The sequence below is a fragment of the Thermostichus sp. MS-CIW-30 genome, assembly GCF_054058015.1.
The window spans coordinates 183,133-203,431 of sequence record NZ_JBSRZW010000002.1; the positions used below are offsets into that span (position 1 = coordinate 183,133).

Genomic DNA, 20,299 nt, shown 5'->3' on the forward strand with positions numbered 1-20,299 from the left:
GTTACCTTTCCTCATCCCGAAACAACCAGATATGGCCATACCCCAACGCATCCCGATGAAAGGGATCCGGCATGGGTCCCGACTTCTGGATTGGGGATCCCTCTTGCCACAAATACACCGCCCCTGCCGGAGTTAGCCATTCCCCCGGAGTCAACACCGCCACCCGCCGCCCTGGATCCTTTCGATCCTTCACCTTCTTCCACGACTGCCACGGCACCCCAGTTTCAGCGGCATAGGCCCGCACCCCCTCAGGACAGGGCACCGAATAGGTTTGTTTGCTCCATAATGCCCCGGTCAACAGCACCCCTCCGGTTGCCCCCTTGCACTCTTCGCCCAGCCACTCCCAACCAATCAACTTCACCGCTTGAATGGCCACCGGCATCCCGCCCGCTCCCAGAGTGCCCCACTGCGGCGGCTCATAGTCCCCCAGGATCCCCACCAAAATGGACCAACCGGGATCCATCAGCGTCGTCATCTCCGCAAAAAAGCCCCCCTCCTCCCGGACTTGGTAATCTTGGCGGCTGTTGTGGCTCAGAGTCAGCGTCCGCCAGGGCAGCTCCACCAACTCCCTCCCTTCCACCGTTCCATCCCGCCACAGACTGCGGAGCCCCACCCCCGAAATGAGATGGGATCCGCCCACCACCTTGATCGGCTTCCCTTCATGCTCAGGTCGAGGCTGCCAATATCCCTCTACCTCCCGTAGGCGAAATACTCGCTCAATCTCATTTCTGCCCTCATCCAAGGCATACACCGGCAACGGCAACGGCACATAAAAGGATTTGGGCGAGGCGAGCGAATGCCAAAATGGCCCCCACAACCGCGCCGAACTGGGCAACCCCAAACACGCCGCCAACTGGTGCCCATTGGGAGGCCACCGACACCCCACCTGACCGCTGTTCTGCCCCACCGGGGTCAAATTACCCAAACTCAACGGCCCCGCCGGCGTTAACGTCAACCAGTTCACCGCTGCCTCAGGCATCCCTTCGCCCCCCCACCAACTCAATCCACCGCTGCCGCTCCCGCTCTTGCCGAGCCAAAAAGCCCCGTAGGCTGATCCAACTCAGCCACCAATCCCAACTCTCCAGTTCCTTCTCCAGTTCCTTTTGAAACCTTCGCCGATACCCCAACACCTCATCCCACAACCCCGGATCGATGCCCACACTGGCCCACAACGTCCGAATCAGAGATCCCACCCCCAGCACCGTCTGCGCCTGCGAGGATAGCCGCGTGCTCTCCACATACCCCAACAACTTCTCCCAGCGATTCAGCTCCGTCTGCTTGGGATCCCGCTTCGGCTGCACCTCCTCCATCAGCAGGAGCCACAACGGCCACGGACACACCCACTCCAGGCTTTGGCCACTGTTAAACAGCACCCGCACACACACGCGGTTACGCCCTGTTTTCTTTGCCTGCTTGTACGCCTGATTGAGGTTGCGATGCCAAAGAGATTGGGGGATCCGTCGCTGGGCAATCACTACCCCCAAGCTAAAATTCATTTTTTCTCCGGGGACAGGATAGATTTTGCTCCCCCGCCTCACCCAGCCATCGCAGGCCGGCTCCAACGGCTCCGTCACCGGATTGGGTAGCCCTCGCCAGAGCTTCAAGAGATCGCTGGTCAACGCTACCGCCTCGGTGATCGGCCCCAGCAGCAGAAAATCATCCCCCCCGGCAAACACCACCCGTCCCAGATGGTGATCTTCCACCAGCGGATACAACACCTCATTCCAATAGCTAAACAACACCGACAGGTCTAATACGTGAGGCAGTTCAATTTGTCTGGGCTGGGATGGCACAAGCGGTGGTTGGATCCCCAGTCGATAGACCTCGATCTTGCTCTCATCCACGTGCCAGCGTTCCCAGGCCAACTGTCGCTCTCGATACTGAGTCCCCGACAGCCATTGCCCCATTTGATCCCCATCGCCTCGCCAGCCCACCGTCCACTCGATCACACTCTCCCAGCCCGCCAGCTTCTCTTGCTCCCACTCATCCAGTAGATCCGGAGCCTGATCCCGCACCGTTCGCCGCTCCAAAATCCGCGGATGGGCAAACCTCTCCCCGGCCTCATCCACCCCAGGGATCCCCCATTCCGTCAACGGTTGCCGCTCAAAAATCAGCTCATTAAACGTCTCTACCTTCTCATTCCACACCCCAGGATCCACCACCTGCGTGATCCAAGCCGCTGCCGTCGCCGTCTGATCCGGAAACCGCTCCCAAGGACAGGCCGGAGGTTTCTTCCCCCACAACCGCTGCAAAACCAACTCCATCACATCAGGGGCCGATGCCAACCGCTTCACCATCTCCAGGCTATTCAGCCGCTCATCTTTAGAAAACAAGCCCGCCAAACCACTGCGGTCTGCCACCCCTTCCCACCAGGACTGGAGCTGCTCATCCGGCATTCCCCACGTCCCCCCCTGATCCAGCGGCTTCAGACCCGGATGCCAAGTCGAAAGACTCCCCGCCGTCGGACTCGTTCGCCCCCCCCACCAGGGATACTGCCACTGTCGCGCTAACTTCCGTGCCTCAATCTGCCCATGCAACCCGCCAATCTGCTCACTCAGCCCCTCAACCTGCATCGGCTCCGACTCGGCATACACCGTCCACAAGCAGGCATGATCCCGATGAATCACCCGCCACCCGATCCCATTCAGCAGCTTCGGAAAACGCTCCACCACCACCTCTTCAAGGACTGCAATCAACCGCGACCACTCCTGCCGGATCACCTGACGCTGACTCTCAATCCATTCCGGCTGACTAGGATGTAATCCCGTTAACACATTCGGCAACTCTGCCCGCCAAAATCCTTCCCCACCGGGGTAGTCGGGATCCCGCAACCACTGCACCAAATCCACCCCCTGATGACGCGGCAACAGCACCACCCCACCTCGCTCCTGCCAGCGATACACCATCACCGCCGCCAAGTAATGACACAGCCAGGACGCCACCGCCCAGTCCCGTAGCCGCTGCCCTGCCCCCAAAAATGTCTGCACCGGCCCAAAAGTCAAGGCCGCCACCTGAGTCAGCTCGGGTCGTTCCCCCAAATCCTGCTCAATCTGCCGCCACGACTCTCGACTCGCCCCTCCGCCCCACCAAAACTGGTTTTGCAAATACTCTGATTCTTGCCACTCGCCACTCACCGGATGGGTTGCCAACCGCGTTTCACCCTCTGGGATCCCTCCCACATAAAGCCGCCGCTGCTGAACCAACCATTGCTCCAAATCCATTTACAGTTGCTCCTCGATCCGTTGCACCTGAGTTTGATAATCCCGCACCCGCTCTTGGATTTTGGACTGGATCCCTGCCAGCTCAATCAAAAACTCCAAATGACCCACCGCCACCTGAGCCGGATGATCTGCACGGGTCACGGATCCCAACTCCAGCGTCTTTTGATCCAAGGCTTGATCGATCACATCCCCCTGCAAAGAGTGATAGAGGTCGTTCCGAATCTCTGCAAATTTGATCTGTTTATTTTTATTCAGGATCCAGCCTGGATCATCACAGTAAAAGGACTGAAAATAACTCAGTTCCTGGCTTCTAGCAATAGGATCGAACCGATATGTGAAATCTTGATTATCCTTTCTTCCTAGGAAATTCCCTTGAGAGATCCCCCTCGCAATCGCTGTGATGTTGGCAAAAACGGGATCCTGTTGATGGAACAAATCTACCGACCCATTGTTCCTACGCCGCCACGAGAATTGCCCTTGCCCCTGCTGCACAACCAAACACTTCAACACCAACTCAAACGCTCCAGCCACCCTTAAAATCCAGTGCATCCATTGCCCCCGCTCCCGAAACGCCCGCTCACTCCAGCAGGCAATCGCAATCCGCTCCAGAACTTCTTCTTCAGGATTCAGCCCCAAATTGAGCTCCCGCAAATTAAAAGACACCGCCCGATCCAGTCGCCGGATCTGTTTCTCCATATCCTTGCCCACATCTCCCTTCACCAACTGAAGGATCCCTGCAAAATCTTGCACTGCCAATAATTGTCGGATTTGAGGCACTTTTAACCGCCACTGCCAATGGGATCCAGGATGATGTCTGGGTTCTTCATCCTGACGAGACATATACAAAAACTCCACCGCTCGTCCCTCTAGCCGTTGCTCAATCCCCCACAAATACAGGGCACTACTCAACGCCGGAGTCCCGCTGCTGTGCTGGATAAGGAGTGTTTCAAAAGGGAGAACCTGGCTATTGGGTAACTGAATCTGGTTGTCTTGCACAAGCTGGCTCAGAAACTGGGTAGCGAGTTTTGCCATTCCTTCCCAATCTGCGACCCCTGATCTCACCTCTGGTGGCACCACAAACCGCACACAATGACAGCGGATCCCGTGTTCTTCAGCCCAGGCCAGCAACACCTCCTCCCACCAATGCCCATCGGATGTAATGATCTCCTTCCAACCCACCGCCGCCATCGGCTGAGTGCTAAACCAAGCCGTCTGATCTGTTAACAGCACTACGAATGTGGGGGATCCCTTTACATGCTGAACATACTGATGCGCCTGACGAATTAGGGGAAAATCTACACGGTTTAGGTTACCTAACAATTCGTTCTTGAGATCTTGAGCAAGCTCTTGCATTTCATGGAGATCAAAGCCCCTAATCTGCTCCCTTCCCGGCTGTCCATCCACCTGGACATCGCTGGTTCCCAAGATTTGTAGCACGATGGATCCCGACATATCAACCTCACAGGCTTAAGATTTCACAAATACCTTCAGCCGAACCAGATCCGCAACCAATTCACCGGATTGAGCCGCATCAATAGAACCTTGTGCAAAGGGTGATTTTGACATCCCTCCGGAATCACATTTGGCGGAGCCAATAGGTACCGCTGCTCCACCACCATTTAGATTGCTATGAAAACTCTGCGGAATCACCCGCTATTCACAAGACATGATCTCCGCTTGTCCTCCCAAGGGTAACAACGCCGAGATCCCCAAATAAACTCGCAGAGCCGCAGTGCTTGCAACGACCTTCATAGCTCACAGTCTCCCGTACAGCAAGGTGATTAAAACTTCAATCCACTTTAATTGACTTGCAGCCCTACTCATGTCTCTCTTAATAAAACTTTGTATAATTTTAGCACCCCACTACCAGATCCGACTGGAATGATTCAATGTGCTCACCCCAGACACATTGACATTGACTAGCTATTGCTCACCATAATCTTTTTTTTGAAGTCCCTAATACTACCCCCTTAGGCCGTCGGTTTCACAGCTGCCACCACCCTGCCTAGCACCGAAAACTCCTCCTGCAACTGATTGAGGCGATACACCTCCGGACGGTAGGCCGGATTATCACTCAACACCCGGATCCGCTCCTTCATCCGCTCCAACCGCTTCACCCGCAGATAGCCATCAATCCTGAGAACAAAAATTCCTTCCACAATCCGGTCCGCAAACTTCACCGACTCATCCACAATCACCATATCCCCCGAATCCAGTGTCGGCGCCATCGAATCTCCCATCACCCGAATCATACTCAACCGATAGGCCGCCAACTTATCCTCAATCGGCTGATTCCACTTGACGAGCTTGGCCCGTGTCTTGGCGTAGGTCGAAAGCACCGTGGTCACTGCCACCGACTTAGATTTGTAGGCCACATACTTGTCCCAGAGTAGGAGACTCATCTTTTGGACTGCCTCTGGTTTGAGGAAGCACCGCCAATCAAACGTCCCATCCTGCAGCGCAATCCCCACCCGGCGAGCCTCCCGCTCTGCCGCACTCACCCCCGCCGGATTGGCACGGATCCCCAGAAACCCCAAAGCAATCTCCTGCTGAAACGCCTTATCCTTGAGGGATCCAGGCTTAGGAGGTAACGTCCCCCGCAGATACAGCCGACTATTGCGGAGCAAGATGGACAAACCCACATTGGCAGACTTCAGCCGACCATTGGCTTGAGCGATCCGCTCCAGAGTGGCTTTGGTGATGCTGTCCACCAGCTCAAATCCTTCACTATCAGCTTCACTAAAATAATAGGCTGATCCGACTCGAAATGACCCTATTTGTCCCAGTCCTAGAAACAGCGCAAAGTGGCCCCAAAAAGCCAGAAGCCCTACTCCACAACGGAAAGGGGCCTCTAGTAAGGGTTTCATAGAGATGGCTCAGGCGTGATTTGAACACGCGACCAAGGGCTTATGAGTCCCCTGCTCTACCGCTGAGCTACTGAGCCAGGACAGCGCTTAACTAGAATAGCACTCTTGGGCCGGAACTGCGCCTCAGAAAATCCCCTCAGCCCCCTCTCGGGAAGAAGCCCCAGACAAGGCAATGCCTATCGGCAGGCCAGGGCAGCTTCGTAAACCCGTCGGTTGGCCGCGAGAGACTTCTCCAAATCCACCAGTGGGCGAGGGTAGTCCACCCCCAATCGGACTCCAAATTGCTTCTGCTCGGCAGCAGTGAGGCGATAGGGCTCGTGGATTTTATCCCCCGGGATCCCGGCCAATTCCGGCAACCAGTGGCGCAGATAGTCTCCTTTGGGATCGTACTCGCGAGATTGTTTGGGGATGTGGAAGTAGCGGAAGCCGCGGGCATCGTTCCCTACGCCGGCGGTGTAGTTCCAATTGCCGTAGTTGCTGGCCACGTCGTAGTCGATGAGCAGCGACTCAAACCACTCAGCGCCCATGCGCCAGTCGATGCCCAGGTTCTTGGTCAAAAAGCTGGCCACATTCTGCCGTCCCCGGTTGGACATAAACCCAGTAGCCGCCAGCTCCCGCATGTTGGCATCCACCAAGGGGTAGCCCGTCTCACCTCGACACCAAGCCTGGAAGCGCGGCCAATCCTGTTGCCAAGGGATAGGGATCCCTTGGATCCCAGAAGGACGGAACAGTTTGGCGCCGTGCTTGGCCAAGATAAACCGAAAATAATCCCGCCACAGCAGCTCAAACACCAGCCAGTAGGTGGACTCATTGCGCACCCGCTCCTGCTCGTAACGCTTGACCTCGGCATAGACGGTGCGAGGGGAGATGCAGCCCAGGGCCAACCAAGCAGAAAGCCGGGAGCTATCGTCGGGATCCAACATGCCGTTGCGGGTTTCTTTGTAGATGCGCAGCCGATCCAGATCCCAAAAGTAGGTTTGCAGGCGGGCATGGGCAGCAGTGCTGCCGCCAAGGTAGGTGAAGCGAGCCCGTGGATCCCCGGCAGGTGGGGATAGCCCCAGCGAGGCCAAAGTAGGCAGAGGGCCGGGATCCAAACCCGATGGCAGGGGGGGGATCGAGGGAATGGGCAAGGGATCCCGGATGGGGGTGCTCCCCTCGACTTGCTTTCGAAAGCGGGTGAACAGCTCCGGCAGTTGCGAGAGACAAAAGGGGAGATCCTCAGGGTGATAGAGGGTATGGCCCCAATCAACCTGCAGCCGGATCCCCAGAGACCGCAAAGCCCGCTCAACAGCAGCCGCCACCTCCTTCTCCTCGGTGCCCACCTCTTCATGGGCATAGACCGCCTCGACCCCCCACTCCTGTGCCAAGGTGGGGATCACCTGTTCTGGCTGTCCCTGGCGGATCACCAAATCCGAGCCGCGCGACCGCAACTGCTGCCGCAGATCTGCCAAACTCTCCAGCAAAAACTGACCGCGGAAAGGGCCGGTTCTGGGGCGGAGCCCAAGGGAAGTCTCGCCGAACTGGCGGGGATCCAAGCAATACAAGGGGATCAAAGGGGATCCCTGTTGGCAGGCCCGCGTCAGCGGCTGGTGATCCAGCAGGCGCAAGTCGGTGCGAAACCACAGCAGGACGGTCATTCTGCAGCTACCCTACACGGATCCCGCGGACTCAGACTTGGACACCCGAACCCCAGCTGGACGCCCCAGCTCAGGGCTGGGAACAAAATGAGGCACATCGGCAGCCGGGATGTGAACAGGGGCCTTGGTGCGCGGATGATAGGTTTGCCGGGCGGGACGATGGCGCAGCGAGAACGTGCCAAAGCGAGCCAGCCGCACGGATCCCCCCTGGGCCAGGCATTGGCTAATGCTGTCCAGCATAGCCTCCAGAGCAGCAGCAGCCATTTCCACGGTCAGGCCATCCACCTGCGCGGCCATCTGGCGGGCCAGCAAACGGCGAGTCAAATGAGGAGGAGAAGCCACCAACCGACCCTCTAGACAACAGAACACAGACAGGGGCTTAGAGCACCTCCAGTTCACTCTCGAAAAACCAATGTCGAGAGCGATCGGGAAACTCCAGAATGTAGCCGACACCGCTGCCATCGACCACACGCCGTGCCAGCACCACAGCCTCTTTGCCCACCAGAGCGCTGAGGTTTTCTTGTCCGCGATCCTGGACAGAGCGAACTTTGACCTTATTTCCAACCTTGATCGCCATAAAACCGCGAAGAGACTTACCACTCAAGATGGTACGGCAAAAGTCCCCTTGCCGAGCTCCTGCCGCACCTCTGCTGGGGTTGACCCCGATGGGATTGCTAGAATGGGGTCAGAGTGCCGTGCCCCAGGGAAGACTGCCTCCGTGATTGCCCTTTCCCTCAAACCCGCCCACTGCTCCTGGAGCGTTATCAGCTTTCCCTCCACCCTCTACACTCAGCCTGTCCTCGATCTCTTGATCTCAAAAGTCCCTCCTGCCTGGAGAGCGGAAATACGTTTGGGCCTACAGGAAGCAATCATCAATGCCGTCCGCCACGGCAACGGCCTCGACCCCAACAAGAAGGTGATCATCGAGTACGCCAGCTCGGAGCCCTTTTACCAATGGCTGGTGCGAGATCAAGGGCCCGGCTTTTGTCCCCAAGAGAAGCTCCACCGATGCCAACATAACATCTTGGAAACCGAAGAGTCGGGCCGAGGAATGCTGCTGCTCACCCAAATCTTCGACTTTGTGGAGTGGAATGAAACAGGCAACCAGGTCTACCTGGCCAAATACATCCACGCCAACTGCCGGGATCCCTGGATAGTCTGACCCTCAATGCCACTCCCAAAACAGCTTGCCCATTTGGGTAATCTGGCAGCCCCGATCGGGGTAGGGAGCTTCAGAAACCGCTAGGGCTGTGGTGGCGAAGGCAAAGCGCGTGGATGCCCAGCGGGATCCCTTAGCGCTCCGCGCCGCTGACGCGACCGGGTCGAGCAGCTCGCTTTCCAAGAGCAACCCCAGGGATCCATAGCCATAGCCCAAATTGCGGTGGGGCAGGGAAGCCACCAACTTGCGCCAGGCGCGATTTGCACTCAAGGGGGGATCCGCGAGGGCCGTCTCCAGAGCCCCCAAAGAAGAGGCCAGGTAGGAATAGCCTTTGCGATCGGCATGATACACCTGTGCCGGCAGCGGGATCCCTGGCAGCGTTTGGGGGAGAGCCTCTGCCGCCTGCAATGACGCGGATCCTCCTTTCCCACTGACTTCCAGCGGCTCGCCTGCCAACACAGGGATCTCCGGTCGATGGATAGAGCGGTAAGGACTCCGTCCCGCTGTCGCCACCGGCTGGGGTTCTGACTGCCCCCCTGCGGGAATGGTTGGTTTGGCCCAGGCGGTGGCGGTGCCGCGCTTCGTTGCCAGAGAGATTACCTGCCAGCCTTGGGCGCGTGCCCGCTCATCCAAGTCGAAATAAGGACTCCGTCCCGCTGTCGCGACCGACTCATCCGGCAGCTTACCGACCCACAGCCAGGCTGGATCCCCGTCGCCGGGCAAAAGGGCAAAGGCAAACTCTCCCCGTTCCGGCAACAGACGCTGCCAGTCCAGCGCCACCTGAGATTGCAAGCGCTGCAGCCACTGGCCGGGATCCACCCGCAACCCCAGGGAATTTAGGGGCTGGATCTGCCCCAGGCTCTGCCAAACTGAGACCAGATTCTCTCCGGAAATCAGCGCCAAGGTTTTATCCGGCAGATGTTGAAGGATCTGCGGGCGAAAGGCTTCTGCCGCCGGCAAGGAGAAGCCAGCGGGCGCATGCCAGAGGGCAGCACTTTCGGCCACCAAGCCGCGGAAGTTTACCCCCAACCCCAGCCCTACCGCCTGCAACGTCAGCCCGTCTGAAGAAACCGCCTCTGGATTTTGCCAGAAGGCCCAACCCACATGCGCCTCCCGCAAGGGCTGGATGACCTGCTGAAACAGAGGCTGAGCCACCAGAGACAACTGCGGCAACTGCCAAGCATCGATTGCAGCCCGAATGGCAGCAGACTGCTCCGCCAACAACACGTATTGCTCGCCGAAAACGGCTGCCGAGAACCCCTGCAGGCCCGGAATCGGGCTAGACACCACCTGAATGCCCTTGTAAGTGTCCACCTGCACCGGCCTCCCGGCCAAGCTCTGCCGTTCCCACAATAGGTTCAGCTCAAACTGAGAGAGCGCCGCATCCCGCGTTTCCAGGGCAACCAAGGTGCCCCACTCCGGCAAACTGGCCAAGAGGGTACTCCTCCCCAGCCAGGGCCGCACCTCCCGCTCAAAATCAAGGGATCCCCCGGCCAGCAAGGATCCCAGCCAGCCTGGGCCTTCAGGGGAGAAAAACTTTTGCCACTGCTGACGGGCAGCGCGTCGCTGGGGGGCAGGAGTTGCCGCTTGCCAAAACGCTTGCACCTCGTCCAGGGGAACAGCCAACACCAGCAGCGCTTGTGCGGAGCGAGGGGCCAAACCCACAATTGGCGGCAGCTCCGGGTGGGCCAGCAACAAAGCCACCGGACTGCGGGTGAGCAGCCATACGACAACCCACACCACCATGGCGGCCAGAAGACCAAGCCCAATCAGGATCCCGCGCAAGAGTTGCCGTCGTCCCATATCTCAATCTCTGCACCGAGGGAGACATGGCGCGGACACCCAGGCCCTACTGCTCTGCACTGCTGGCATGAACAGGCCTAGTGAAGAAGCGCTGCCCTCAGTCCTGCATGATAAAACCTTACCATGGAACAGAGGCTAACCCTGGTGTGCCAGCTGGAGCCCACCGCTGAGCAGGCGGCCAAGTTTAGAGGCACCCTACAAGCCTTTGTGATCCGCACCACCATTCCAAACCAACGTGCAGATCAGCCCTGCCTTGACCAGCCCGGCAGCTATCTAGGCCCATCCGAAAGTCAAACCCATGTCAGAGTTTCAACTGGTTTCTCCCTATCAACCCACCGGAGATCAACCTAAGGCAATTGCCGGCTTGGTGAAGTCGATTTCAGAAGGCCATCGTTTTCAAACCTTGCTGGGAGCAACCGGAACCGGCAAAACGTTTACCATCGCCCATACCATTCAGCAGGTGGGCAGGCCCACCTTAGTGATGGCCCACAATAAGACTTTGGCAGCACAACTGTGCAATGAGCTACGAGAGCTGTTTCCCAATAATGCCGTCGAATACTTCATCAGCTATTACGACTATTACCAACCGGAAGCCTATGTTCCCAGCACCGATACTTACATCGCCAAATCTTCTTCCATCAACGATGAAATCGATATGTTGCGGCACTCGGCTACCCGCTCCTTGTTTGAACGGCGGGATGTGATTGTGGTGGCCTCGGTGAGCTGCATCTATGGTCTGGGCATGCCAGAAGAATACCTGAAGGCTTCCATCCCCTTCAAAGTCGGCCAGGAGATCAACCAACGGGATGTCTTGCGGGATCTGGCCAGCATCCAGTACGAGCGCAATGACCTGGAGCTGGTGCGGGGGCGATTTCGCCTCAAAGGGGATGTGCTGGAAATTGTGCCGGCCTATGAGGATCGGGTCATTCGCATCGAATTTTTTGGGGATGAGATCGAGGCCATTCGCTTAATCGACCCGGTTACAGGTGAGATTTTGAACAGCCTCAGCGCCCTCAGAGTTTATCCTGCTCGGCACTTTGTAACGCCGGAAGCACAACTGGAGCGGGCAATCCTCAATATCGAGCAAGAACTGGAAGAGCAACTGGCCCTCTTTCGCAAAGAAGGCAAGCTCCTGGAAGCCCAACGGCTGGAACAGCGCACCCGCTACGACCTAGAAATGCTGCGAGAGGTGGGCTATTGCAATGGGATCGAAAACTACTCTAGACATTTAACGGGACGCAAAGCAGGAGAGCCCCCCGCCTGCTTGGTGGATTATTTCAAGGCCGACGATTGGCTGTTGGTGGTGGATGAGTCCCACGTGACCGTGCCCCAAATTCGCGGCATGTACAATGGCGACCGTGCCCGCAAGCAGGTGCTGGTAGATCATGGTTTTCGCCTGCCCAGCGCCCTCGACAATCGCCCCCTCAAAGCCGAAGAATTTTGGGCCAAGGTTCATCAGTGTATCTTTGTTTCGGCTACCCCCGGCAACTGGGAACTGGAGCAGAGCGAGGCCCAATTTGAAACCCGGGTGGAAGATGGCAAGACCTTGAAGTTTTATGTGCAGGGCAGCGGTCGGGTTATCGAACAGGTGATTCGGCCCACTGGGGTGGTGGATCCCGAGGTGCATGTGCGCCCCACGGCTGGGCAAGTGGACGATTTGCTGGGAGAAATTTATTTGCGATTGGAGCGCTCTCGGCAGGGATCTGCCGAACGGGTGATCGTGACCACCCTCACCAAACGGATGGCAGAAGATCTCACAGAATATCTCCAGGAGCGAGGGATCCGAGTTCGCTATTTGCATTCCGAGATCACCTCGATTGAGCGAATTGAAATCTTACAAGATTTTCGAGAAGGGGCCTTTGACGTGTTGGTAGGAGTTAACTTGCTGCGGGAAGGGTTGGACTTGCCAGAAGTTTCTTTGGTGGCCATTTTGGATGCTGACAAAGAAGGGTTTTTGCGAGCAGAGCGCTCCCTGATTCAGATGATCGGGCGGGCAGCACGAAATGTCCGCGGTATGGTGGTGATGTACGCCGACACCATGACCGGCAGCATGGCCCGGGCCATTGCCGAAACCCAGCGTCGCCGCGAGATTCAATTGCAATACAACCGCCAACACAACATCGCGCCCAAGCCCATTGTCAAGAAAAACAGCAATGCCATCTTGTCTTTTTTGGCCATCTCCCGCAAACTCAGCAACCCAGATCTGGAAAAAGCCTTTCAAGCTGCGCAAGAGATCCCTCTCTCCGAGATTCCAGAGCTGATCGGCCAACTGGAACTGAAGATGAAAGAGGCCGCCAAAAACCTAGAATTTGAGGAAGCCGCCGAGCTGCGAGATAGAATCAAAAAGCTGCGTCAACGCCTTCTGGGCCATTCTCAGGGCACCTAAAATCCTTGCTCAGATCGGCCAAAATTGAGGTCGGCTTGTGCCACCATGAGCTTGCGGGGCAGCACCAGGGATCCCCAATTGATCGATAGGCGTTCGTACCAAACCGGCCATGCAGGACTCCGTCCCACTTAAGCGAGCAGCTCTTTGGGTTGGGCTGACGGTGGGGATAGGTCTCTGGCTCACCCCTGCCGTCGCCTCTGCCCCTTCATTGGCCCAAGCCCTTGAATTTCGGGATCCCAACTTTTTCCTGACGGATCCCCGCCCCACACCGGCTGAAGCGCCAACTCCTGAGGGATCCCCTGCTCCGGCTCCCAGCCCAGTCGGGATCCCTTTGACCGGCCAAGAGGGCACAGAGGTGTTGGTGGGGAACATCCCGGTGTTTCGCCTGCAGACGGCAGACTACCCCAGCGATGTGCGGGCCGACAACGTTCGGGCGATCATCGAGCGCTTTCTCGAAGAAGGGCAGTTGCCACAGCCAGAGGTACGGGTAGCCCAGGATGCCAATGGGCAATACATCTTACGCCTGGGGGAAAGAGGCCGCTTTGAGGCCACCCAACGGTATTTGTTTACCGTCACCTATGCCGATGCTGCCGCGGAGCGCAGGGTGGCACCGGGTCAGGTGAACCTGAATGACGTGCGTCTGGTGGCCAACAGTTGGGCGCGGCGGTTGGAGCAAGCGATTGCCGATTACCGCGAAGATCTGCTGGCTCTGCAGCGGGCCCAGGATCCGCGCGTGCTGGTTCTGACCCTCCTGGCAGGGATCGCCACCCTGGTGGTGGGGTTCTTCCTCTGGCGGCTGTTCGACCGCAGCTTAACCCGTCTGCAACGCTGGTTGGAGCTTAAGGCCGGAGAGACCTGGGGCACCTGGATTGATGTGGGTGGGATGCTGCTGCGGGGCGTGGGGGTGATCCTCATCGCCGGCATCTCGCTGGATCGCGGTATCAGCTTCATCCCTGCCCTACGACCCTTTCAGCGCTCCTTTTACCTGGGCCTGGGTCGTGTGGTCGCCACGGCTCTGGGCGTTCTCACCCAGCCTCTGCCCAACTCCAGCGTTTCGATTGCCAGCTTGCTGGTCTTCCTCGTCCTCTCCATCTTGGTTTTCACCGGCGCCCACTACGTCAGTGTTGGCTTCAAGCAGCGCTTTTTGGCACGCCTGGGGCTGGATCTGGGCACCCAAGAGTCTTCGGCGGCCATCTTCAAGTACATCCTGACCCTGTTCGGCATCCTTCTGGTCTTGCCCTTCAGCGGCCTTAATCTGGGCTCCTTGGCGGTTATTGCCGGGGCGGTGGGTTTGGGGATCGGCTTTGGTTTGCAAAACCTCTCCAACAACTACATCAGCTACATTGCCATTTTGCTGGAGCGCCCCATCCAAATCGGGGATCTGGTGGAAGTGGACAACCTGCTCGGCACGGTGGAGCGCATTGGCCCACGGGCCACCGTCTTGCGCACCCTGGATCGCATTTTTGTGATTGTGCCCAACTCCCGCTTTACCGAATCAAAGGTGGTGAACTGGAGCTACCGGGATCCCCGCTGTCGCATCCACATTCCGGTCGGCGTGGCCTACGGCTCCGATACCGCCTTGGTTACCGAAGCCCTGCTCAGCGCCGCCAGAGAAAATGCTCGGGTGTTGAGCAGCCCTGCCCCCCAAGTCTGGCTCAAGTCCTTTGGCCCTTCTGCACTTAACTTTGAGCTGCTGGTGTGGATCAACCGTCCTCAAGATCAGTTTGTCTTGATCAGCGAGCTAAACTTCCTGATCGAGGCTGAGTTTCGGCGACGTGGGATCCGCATCCCCTTCCCGCAACAAGATATTCATATCCGCAGCCTAGAGGGATTTGCCCCCCTCAGTCAAAATGGCGGATCCCCTTCTTTGCCCGATACCGACTCCATTCACTCTGCCCTCAAAGAAGCGGCTCAATCGCCGGAAGACCAAAATGGTGTTTCCTAAGCTATTGCCTGCCATTGACACCCTATCGACACCATGTTGCAGCGGTTAGATGAGGTACTGGGAAGCTTTGGCAGCCATCCCCGTTGGGCTGAACTGAAGCAAATGCAAACCCTGCGGCAGCTCTGGCCCGAACTCGTCGGAGAGGCCGTAGCCGCCCAAACCTATCCCCTCAGCGTGCGCCGACAGGTGCTGCAAGTGGCCACCTCTACCCCGGCCTGGGCGCAAAATTTAACCTTGCAACGTCAGCTCATTCTCAAGAAACTCAACAGCCGCATCCAACCTCCCCTCAGCGATATCCGCTTCAGCCCTGGTGCCTGGCACGAGGGATCCAGCCAAGCCACCCCCCACCCTGATGCGGAGCTGACCAGCAAGTTTTATGGCGCTCCCCGCCTAGCAGACCAAGATGGACAACGCCCTGGATCCTGTCGCAGCCCCAATCCAAAACAGCCCACCTCCGACCCGAAAGTGGCTTTCGAGCGCTGGGCCAGAGTGGTGAAGCAACAACAAACCCAGGAGAACCTGTTCCCTTGCCCCGCCTGCCGCTGTCCCACCCCTGCCGCCGAATTGGAGCGTTGGTTTGTCTGCGGGTTCTGCCATCGACAATCCTTGCGCCCGCCCAGCTAACTCAGGAAACTCGAATTACGGTTGCTTCAAATGGCAATCAAACGATTCGTCAGGTCGATCCCCAACTTCTTTCTTCCTCTGAGAGAGGTTGTGGATGGTTACGGCAGCGGCAAGGAGCGCTTGGGAAGCGTCTCAACCCAGTTTGAAATGCAACTGCGAACCCTTAATCGTTCATAGCCCGATAGGTGGCCACCGAAGACGGCGATACACGGTTTAAATAGCGGAAGATCCAATACTTAAAAAGCGTATCTAGGAAAACCGGAAAAGTAGCAATAAAGCCGTAGATAAAATCGCGGTTCTCCGGTACCCCCAAATGGGCAGCCAAATTACCCAGCAGCACCTCCCAACCGTGGGGAGAGTGATAACCGACAAACACATCGGTAAAGAGAATAATAATGAAAGCCTTGGCACTATCGCTGAGACCGTAGATCAGACGATCCAAAAAAGACTTGAGGACTTCGATTTCCTCACGCCCAACAAAGATAAGCCAGCCAAACACCAGCAGCGAAAGCAAATCAGCAAGGATATTCTTCAAGCCTTCCGAGTTCCTACGGCTATATTTTTTCAGCAGTTCCTCTGCCTTCATGGACAGTTGATCTGCTGATTCCAGATCCCACTCTGGAGATTGATGGTGCAAAGCTCGCTCAAATTCTATTCTTTCCTTGAAAAACTCGAACTCTGTCAGGGCTTTTTCTTGAAATTCGTGGCTCAGAGCCACAATGGCAGGCTCCCGTTGTTGCAAGTGATCTACCAATGGCCCAAACAGAAAGTTTTTCGAGAGGATCTGGGTGAGCAGAGGCAAAATGGCCAACAACAACAGAAAACGAATCGATACCAGTGTGCGAGTGCGAGCCTCGCGATACTCCTGGATCAGTTCCTCTTCGGCCTGGGAACTCAGCTCACGGCGGATTTGGCTGGCTGTGCGCAGAATAGAACGGGGCAGAATCGCAGCTTTGGAAGCGACCGGGGCAGCGCCATTGCCGGAGCCTGCCTTGACAGAGACATCAGGAGAACTGGGTTGGGTTGAGGTAGGTTGTTCTGGCCGTTCGAGAGGCTCAGGTGAAGTGGAAATTGAAGCAGAGATGGGCTGGGATTTTCTGGTCGGGCGTTTGTATCGAGAAGTCACCTGATCGATAAACTGCAGTTTCTCCAAGATGGAAAGATCTCGTCTTTGGCGACCATTCTCAGGGTTTTCGCCGTTGCTTTCAGGAGCATCGACCTCAGCGGCATGGCGTTCTTGATCTTTATCTTGGGCAGAAACAGGGCCACTGCCATTTTGCTCGGGATCCGGCAGGCGAGAAAGGGCGCTGCTGGCTCTGAACTCTGCCAAACGCAGATCGATCTGGCGCAGTTGCCGGCGCAGTTGAATTTGAAAGTAGCGGCTGACATTCTGGCCATGTTGCCCGTTGCTGCCGATGGATCCTCCCTGGAAGTATTGATCCTCGATGGCTTTAATGCGCAGGGCAGCCTCATAAGCTTGGTCAAGGGAGCGCAGGGGGGTATTCGAGATCCATTGGCCCAGCCTGCTCAATACGGATTCTCCCATTGCTCGTTCCCGTGGCACTCCCCATGGGGGCCGATCCACACATTACAGTGATCCGATTGACTAATTATTGTAACGAGTCCTGGGTGCCTAGGCGGGAATCCCAACGGTGGAGAAGTACTTGCAGAGACTGGCCCTGCCTCGACAGAAGTACAGACCGGCACCTTTGGGTCAGAGCAAACTTCAGTATCCCTTAAAGCGCTTGAGGGCAAAGCCACAGATCTGCAGCAGCCGCAGCCCCTCTCGCACATGGTGAATGTTGGAGCGACCATAGGTTCTGGGGAAATAGCGCACGGGGATATCCAGGATCTTCAGGGTGCGCTTGGCGGATCCCAGCAACAGGTCAAAATCTCCAAACGGGTCGAAATCCCCCCACTCTTGGCACAGCTTGGCAATCTGCTGGTAATCCTCCCGCCACAGGGCCTTGGTGCCACAGAGGGAATCTTTGATGCGGATGCCGAGAATATAGGAGAGGAGAGCGGCAAAAAAACGATTGGCCCATTGGTTCAGCCGAGGCATTGCCTCCGGTTTCAGGGGGTAGATAAGGCGACAGCCATTGGCAAAGTCGCACCGCCCAGAAGCCACAGCCCGGAAAAACTTGGGCATGTCCTCTGCCTGTACCGTCAAATCGGCATCGAGGATGATCAACACATCCCCTGTAGCGGCGGCTAGCCCCTTGCGCACCGCATCCCCCTTGCCCTTGCCCTCCTGCCGTAGAGCCCGGATATTGCGGATCCCTTGGTATTCCGCCTGTACCCGCTGGATCTCGGCCCAAGTCCCGTCGCTGGAATGCCCCTCCACAAAAATGATCTCGGTGCGGGATCCCATCTCGGGCAAATGTTCCACGCAGCGGCGGATGTTGCCCGCTTCATTCCGAGCCGGAATCACCACGGTGCAGGAAGGCTGCTGCTCAGGGGGGGGATCCCAGGCAGGGTCGGGCTGCAGGCGAGCGATTGTGTACTCTGTCAGGCAGAGGGCGTTGATCCCGGGCAATGGGGCAATCACCCGGTTGATCACAGTCGAAAGGAACGGGATCCGCCGCGGCAACAACAGCCGCTTGCCCTGCTGAATGACCTCGTATCCTGCCAAGTGCAGCAGGTTGGCCACATCGGCTGCCGATAACCAGTTGGCTGCCGGCAGAGGCATCCGTTGCTTCAGAGCGGTTGCCAAGCCCAGAATCGGCTCCCAGAGCGGGTTGTGGTGGGAGAGGATCAGGCGGGTGCGTGGGGTACAGAAGCGGCGCAACTGCTGGAGAACCTGCTGGATGTCGGCCAGGTAGCCCAGGGTATTGACGAGCAAGATCACATCAAAAGGCTCCGCCAAGACGGGATCCTCTTTGTCCAAGGTGTGGGCATCTTGCACCCGGAAATGGAGATGGGGAAACTCTGCCTGAGCTTGGGCAACAATGTCCGCATCCCGGTCGATCCCCACCCCGAAGCTGGGCTGCAAGGCATTGAGCAGGGATCCCGTGCCGGAACCAATCTCCAAGATGCGCAAACCGGCAGGGACAAAAAAGCGATGCAGCCGCTCCAGATCCTCGTGGTAGTAGCGGTTTTTTTGCCGCCAGTAATACAAGGGGTGGGTCAACGCTGGCAAGGGATCCCTGGGGTATCGCTGGATAGTCTTCGATCATAAGGTGTGATCGTTTGCAACAACGGCTTCAAGCACCTTAGATCTCAATCTGTTGGTCACCCAACCCAGCTGGATCCCCGACAACAGGGGCGAAGCCCTCCAGCGATTGCGTACCGCAGCCACATCTTGCCACCCCAGTCTCTCCCCACCCAGCGATAGCAGTACAGGGAAAAGGGAAGCATTGGCGGGCAAGTGCCAACGAGCGGGGATCTCAGCGACGACGCACTTTATCCCTTTGGCTGACAAAGATGATGGCGCCAAAGAGAGCCCCCAGCACAACTGCACCAGCCACCAAGCTCCAGAGGAAGTTAGCAAGTGAGGGAGTCATAAAAGCGTTTCCTCCTCGTGCAAATAACCATTGCCCAACGGCTTTTCGATTATACCGAGCCCTGTCACCCTTCCAAAGCCTGCCTTTGTCCCTGCCGGGCGCTGTCATTTGGTAGTTTGGTATTCCAGGGGCACCTCCTCTAGGGTTTGGCTCTTGCCGGCAAAGGGGTTATCCGGCGTTAAGAACAGCATACAGTGACATTCCTTTCGCTCCCGCATGGGTACACAGGGGCAATTCCAATAGCCTGCTTTTGCTTCTGCCTCTTTGTCTTCATAAAAACGACAGGGACACAGCGGGGCGCCCAATTGCTCTTTGTGCAGAGCCAAGCCTTCGATCACCGCCGTCGTAATTGATGGATCCGAGCAGAAAAAGGTCTCGGAGCGTTTGGCGTAGGTTTCTGCGAAATGCCGCATCAACTCAAAGCTCTTCTGTGAGGACTTTTTGTAACCACGACTTTCCATGACGATTCCCAAAAGTGGAACTAACCGGCTGTTGCTAGCAATGGGGTTCACAGCTTTTTCCGACGACGCCTCCCGAAGCCAGTACAGACGTGTAGGGGGCCGGGATTCTATTAACTCCACAGATAACTCCACAGACCTCCCACAACGTCGAGAAAAGCTGTATCTCGCTCTTCGTTGTACAGCAGACCTCTAGGCAGGACAAAAGATTATGCCCTTGCTGTTACACAAGGCAACATCTAGGGGCCGTAGCAAGAGCCAGCCTTGGCGTACTCTACAGAATACCTTGACATCCTCCCCGGCCTTTAGGCCGGAGATTCCTACCACGCTGCGCATGGATGGCTCCTTGCGCAGTCGTCTCGGCGGGTTCCTGCTTCCGACCGCCCGTGCAGTTCGATCCACAGGCCATCCGGGCTGACACGGGTGGTTCACCCACCCGCATCCCGACCGCAGCGTCGGCCGTGTCCTGCCCTTCGTCTCGCAACAGCTGTATCCCGCGAGCAAGGATGTTGATGGCACCGACCAGAAAGGCCTCCGGCCCGCTGCCGCGAAAGGCCTCCGGCCCGCTGCCGCGAAAGGCCTCCGGCCCGCTGCCGCGATCGGCGTTATTCTCATAGCCGCACGCCACGCACTCGAACCAGGCTTGGGTCTGGCGGTTGTCTGATGAAACATGGCCGCAACATGGACAGGTGCGGC

17 protein-coding genes, 1 tRNA gene and 1 pseudogene are annotated in these 20,299 nt (G+C 57.3%); 4 read left to right on the top strand and 15 right to left on the bottom strand.

The annotated features are described in order from the left end of the window. Position 1: 1 nt before the first annotated feature. The 8 genes from ACVWXW_RS01775 to petP all read right to left on the bottom strand — a co-directional run bounded on the left by ACVWXW_RS01775 (position 2) and on the right by petP (position 8,302). Entirely contained in the window at positions 2–979 is a 978-nt protein-coding gene (locus tag ACVWXW_RS01775; RefSeq protein ID WP_457402434.1) for a hypothetical protein, read from the bottom strand. Next, complete coding sequence (locus tag ACVWXW_RS01780; RefSeq protein WP_457402436.1) at positions 972–3,221, bottom strand: Cas10/Cmr2 second palm domain-containing protein; 2,250 nt, start codon at positions 3,219–3,221, stop codon at positions 972–974. Before ACVWXW_RS01780 ends, ACVWXW_RS01775 begins: the two co-directional genes overlap by 8 nt. Beyond that, positions 3,222–4,673: a hypothetical protein gene (locus tag ACVWXW_RS01785; RefSeq protein ID WP_457402438.1), complete on the bottom strand. Its 1,452-nt coding sequence runs from the start codon at positions 4,671–4,673 to the stop codon at positions 3,222–3,224. It lies immediately after the preceding gene. A 518-nt stretch (positions 4,674–5,191) separates the two neighbouring features. Next, positions 5,192–5,932, bottom strand: a complete 741-nt coding sequence (locus tag ACVWXW_RS01790; protein WP_457402439.1) for a S24 family peptidase — start codon at positions 5,930–5,932, stop codon at positions 5,192–5,194. A gap of 161 nt (positions 5,933–6,093) precedes the next feature. Continuing rightward, positions 6,094–6,165, bottom strand: a tRNA-Met gene (locus ACVWXW_RS01795). Positions 6,166–6,264: 99 nt separating this feature from the next. Then, the gene (locus tag ACVWXW_RS01800; protein ID WP_457402441.1) at positions 6,265–7,725 is read right to left on the bottom strand and encodes a DASH family cryptochrome; all 1,461 of its coding nucleotides are present in this window, start codon (positions 7,723–7,725) and stop codon (positions 6,265–6,267) included. Between the two features lie 12 nt (positions 7,726–7,737). Then, positions 7,738–8,067, bottom strand: a complete 330-nt coding sequence (locus tag ACVWXW_RS01805; protein WP_238376891.1) for an HU family DNA-binding protein — start codon at positions 8,065–8,067, stop codon at positions 7,738–7,740. A 37-nt stretch (positions 8,068–8,104) separates the two neighbouring features. Beyond that, positions 8,105–8,302 (bottom strand): cytochrome b6f subunit PetP, encoded by a 198-nt coding sequence (petP, locus tag ACVWXW_RS01810; RefSeq protein ID WP_041436278.1) that lies wholly within the window; start codon positions 8,300–8,302, stop codon positions 8,105–8,107. 141 nt (positions 8,303–8,443) lie between these two features. On the opposite strand from petP, the gene ACVWXW_RS01815 reads away from it, so the two are divergent. Further along, complete coding sequence (locus ACVWXW_RS01815) at positions 8,444–8,887, top strand: ATP-binding protein (protein ID WP_011432443.1); 444 nt, start codon at positions 8,444–8,446, stop codon at positions 8,885–8,887. A gap of 3 nt (positions 8,888–8,890) precedes the next feature. Here ACVWXW_RS01815 and ACVWXW_RS01820 read toward each other — a convergent pair whose 3' ends face one another. After that, positions 8,891–10,687 carry a DUF3352 domain-containing protein gene (locus tag ACVWXW_RS01820; protein WP_457402444.1) on the bottom strand — a complete coding sequence of 599 codons (1,797 nt, stop codon included), beginning with the start codon at positions 10,685–10,687 and terminating at the stop codon, positions 8,891–8,893. A gap of 298 nt (positions 10,688–10,985) precedes the next feature. Between ACVWXW_RS01820 and uvrB the strand changes: the two genes are divergently transcribed. Further along, positions 10,986–13,073, top strand: a complete 2,088-nt coding sequence (gene uvrB, locus ACVWXW_RS01825) for an excinuclease ABC subunit UvrB (RefSeq protein ID WP_457402445.1) — start codon at positions 10,986–10,988, stop codon at positions 13,071–13,073. Here the strand turns inward: uvrB and ACVWXW_RS01830 are convergent. Further along, a complete protein-coding gene (locus tag ACVWXW_RS01830) occupies positions 13,070–13,201 on the bottom strand; it encodes a hypothetical protein (RefSeq protein WP_414343450.1) in 132 nt (43 codons plus the stop codon). The genes uvrB and ACVWXW_RS01830 overlap by 4 nt on opposite strands. Here ACVWXW_RS01830 and ACVWXW_RS01835 point away from each other — a divergent pair. Then, complete coding sequence (locus tag ACVWXW_RS01835) at positions 13,183–15,018, top strand: mechanosensitive ion channel family protein (RefSeq protein WP_457402448.1); 1,836 nt, start codon at positions 13,183–13,185, stop codon at positions 15,016–15,018. The two genes, ACVWXW_RS01830 and ACVWXW_RS01835, sit on opposite strands and share 19 nt — an antisense overlap. Before the next feature lie 33 nt (positions 15,019–15,051). Next, the gene (locus ACVWXW_RS01840; protein ID WP_457402450.1) at positions 15,052–15,642 is read left to right on the top strand and encodes a DUF721 domain-containing protein; all 591 of its coding nucleotides are present in this window, start codon (positions 15,052–15,054) and stop codon (positions 15,640–15,642) included. 163 nt (positions 15,643–15,805) lie between these two features. On the opposite strand, the gene pxcA is transcribed toward ACVWXW_RS01840, so the two are convergent. The 5 genes and pseudogenes from pxcA to ACVWXW_RS01865 all read right to left on the bottom strand — a co-directional run. Further along, positions 15,806–17,188 carry a proton extrusion protein PcxA gene (gene pxcA, locus ACVWXW_RS01845; protein ID WP_457402451.1) on the bottom strand — a complete coding sequence of 461 codons (1,383 nt, stop codon included), beginning with the start codon at positions 17,186–17,188 and terminating at the stop codon, positions 15,806–15,808. 180 nt (positions 17,189–17,368) lie between these two features. Further along, positions 17,369–18,772, bottom strand: coding sequence for a glycosyltransferase (locus ACVWXW_RS01850; protein ID WP_457402453.1), 1,404 nt, complete (start codon positions 18,770–18,772; stop codon positions 17,369–17,371). 256 nt (positions 18,773–19,028) lie between these two features. Continuing rightward, entirely contained in the window at positions 19,029–19,145 is a 117-nt protein-coding gene (locus ACVWXW_RS01855) for a photosystem II reaction center X protein (protein ID WP_011432450.1), read from the bottom strand. Positions 19,146–19,249: 104 nt separating this feature from the next. Next, positions 19,250–19,606 carry a ferredoxin-thioredoxin reductase catalytic domain-containing protein gene (locus tag ACVWXW_RS01860; protein ID WP_011432451.1) on the bottom strand — a complete coding sequence of 119 codons (357 nt, stop codon included), beginning with the start codon at positions 19,604–19,606 and terminating at the stop codon, positions 19,250–19,252. Positions 19,607–19,877: 271 nt separating this feature from the next. Then, positions 19,878–20,299, bottom strand: a pseudogene (locus tag ACVWXW_RS01865) (hypothetical protein); the annotation flags it as partial.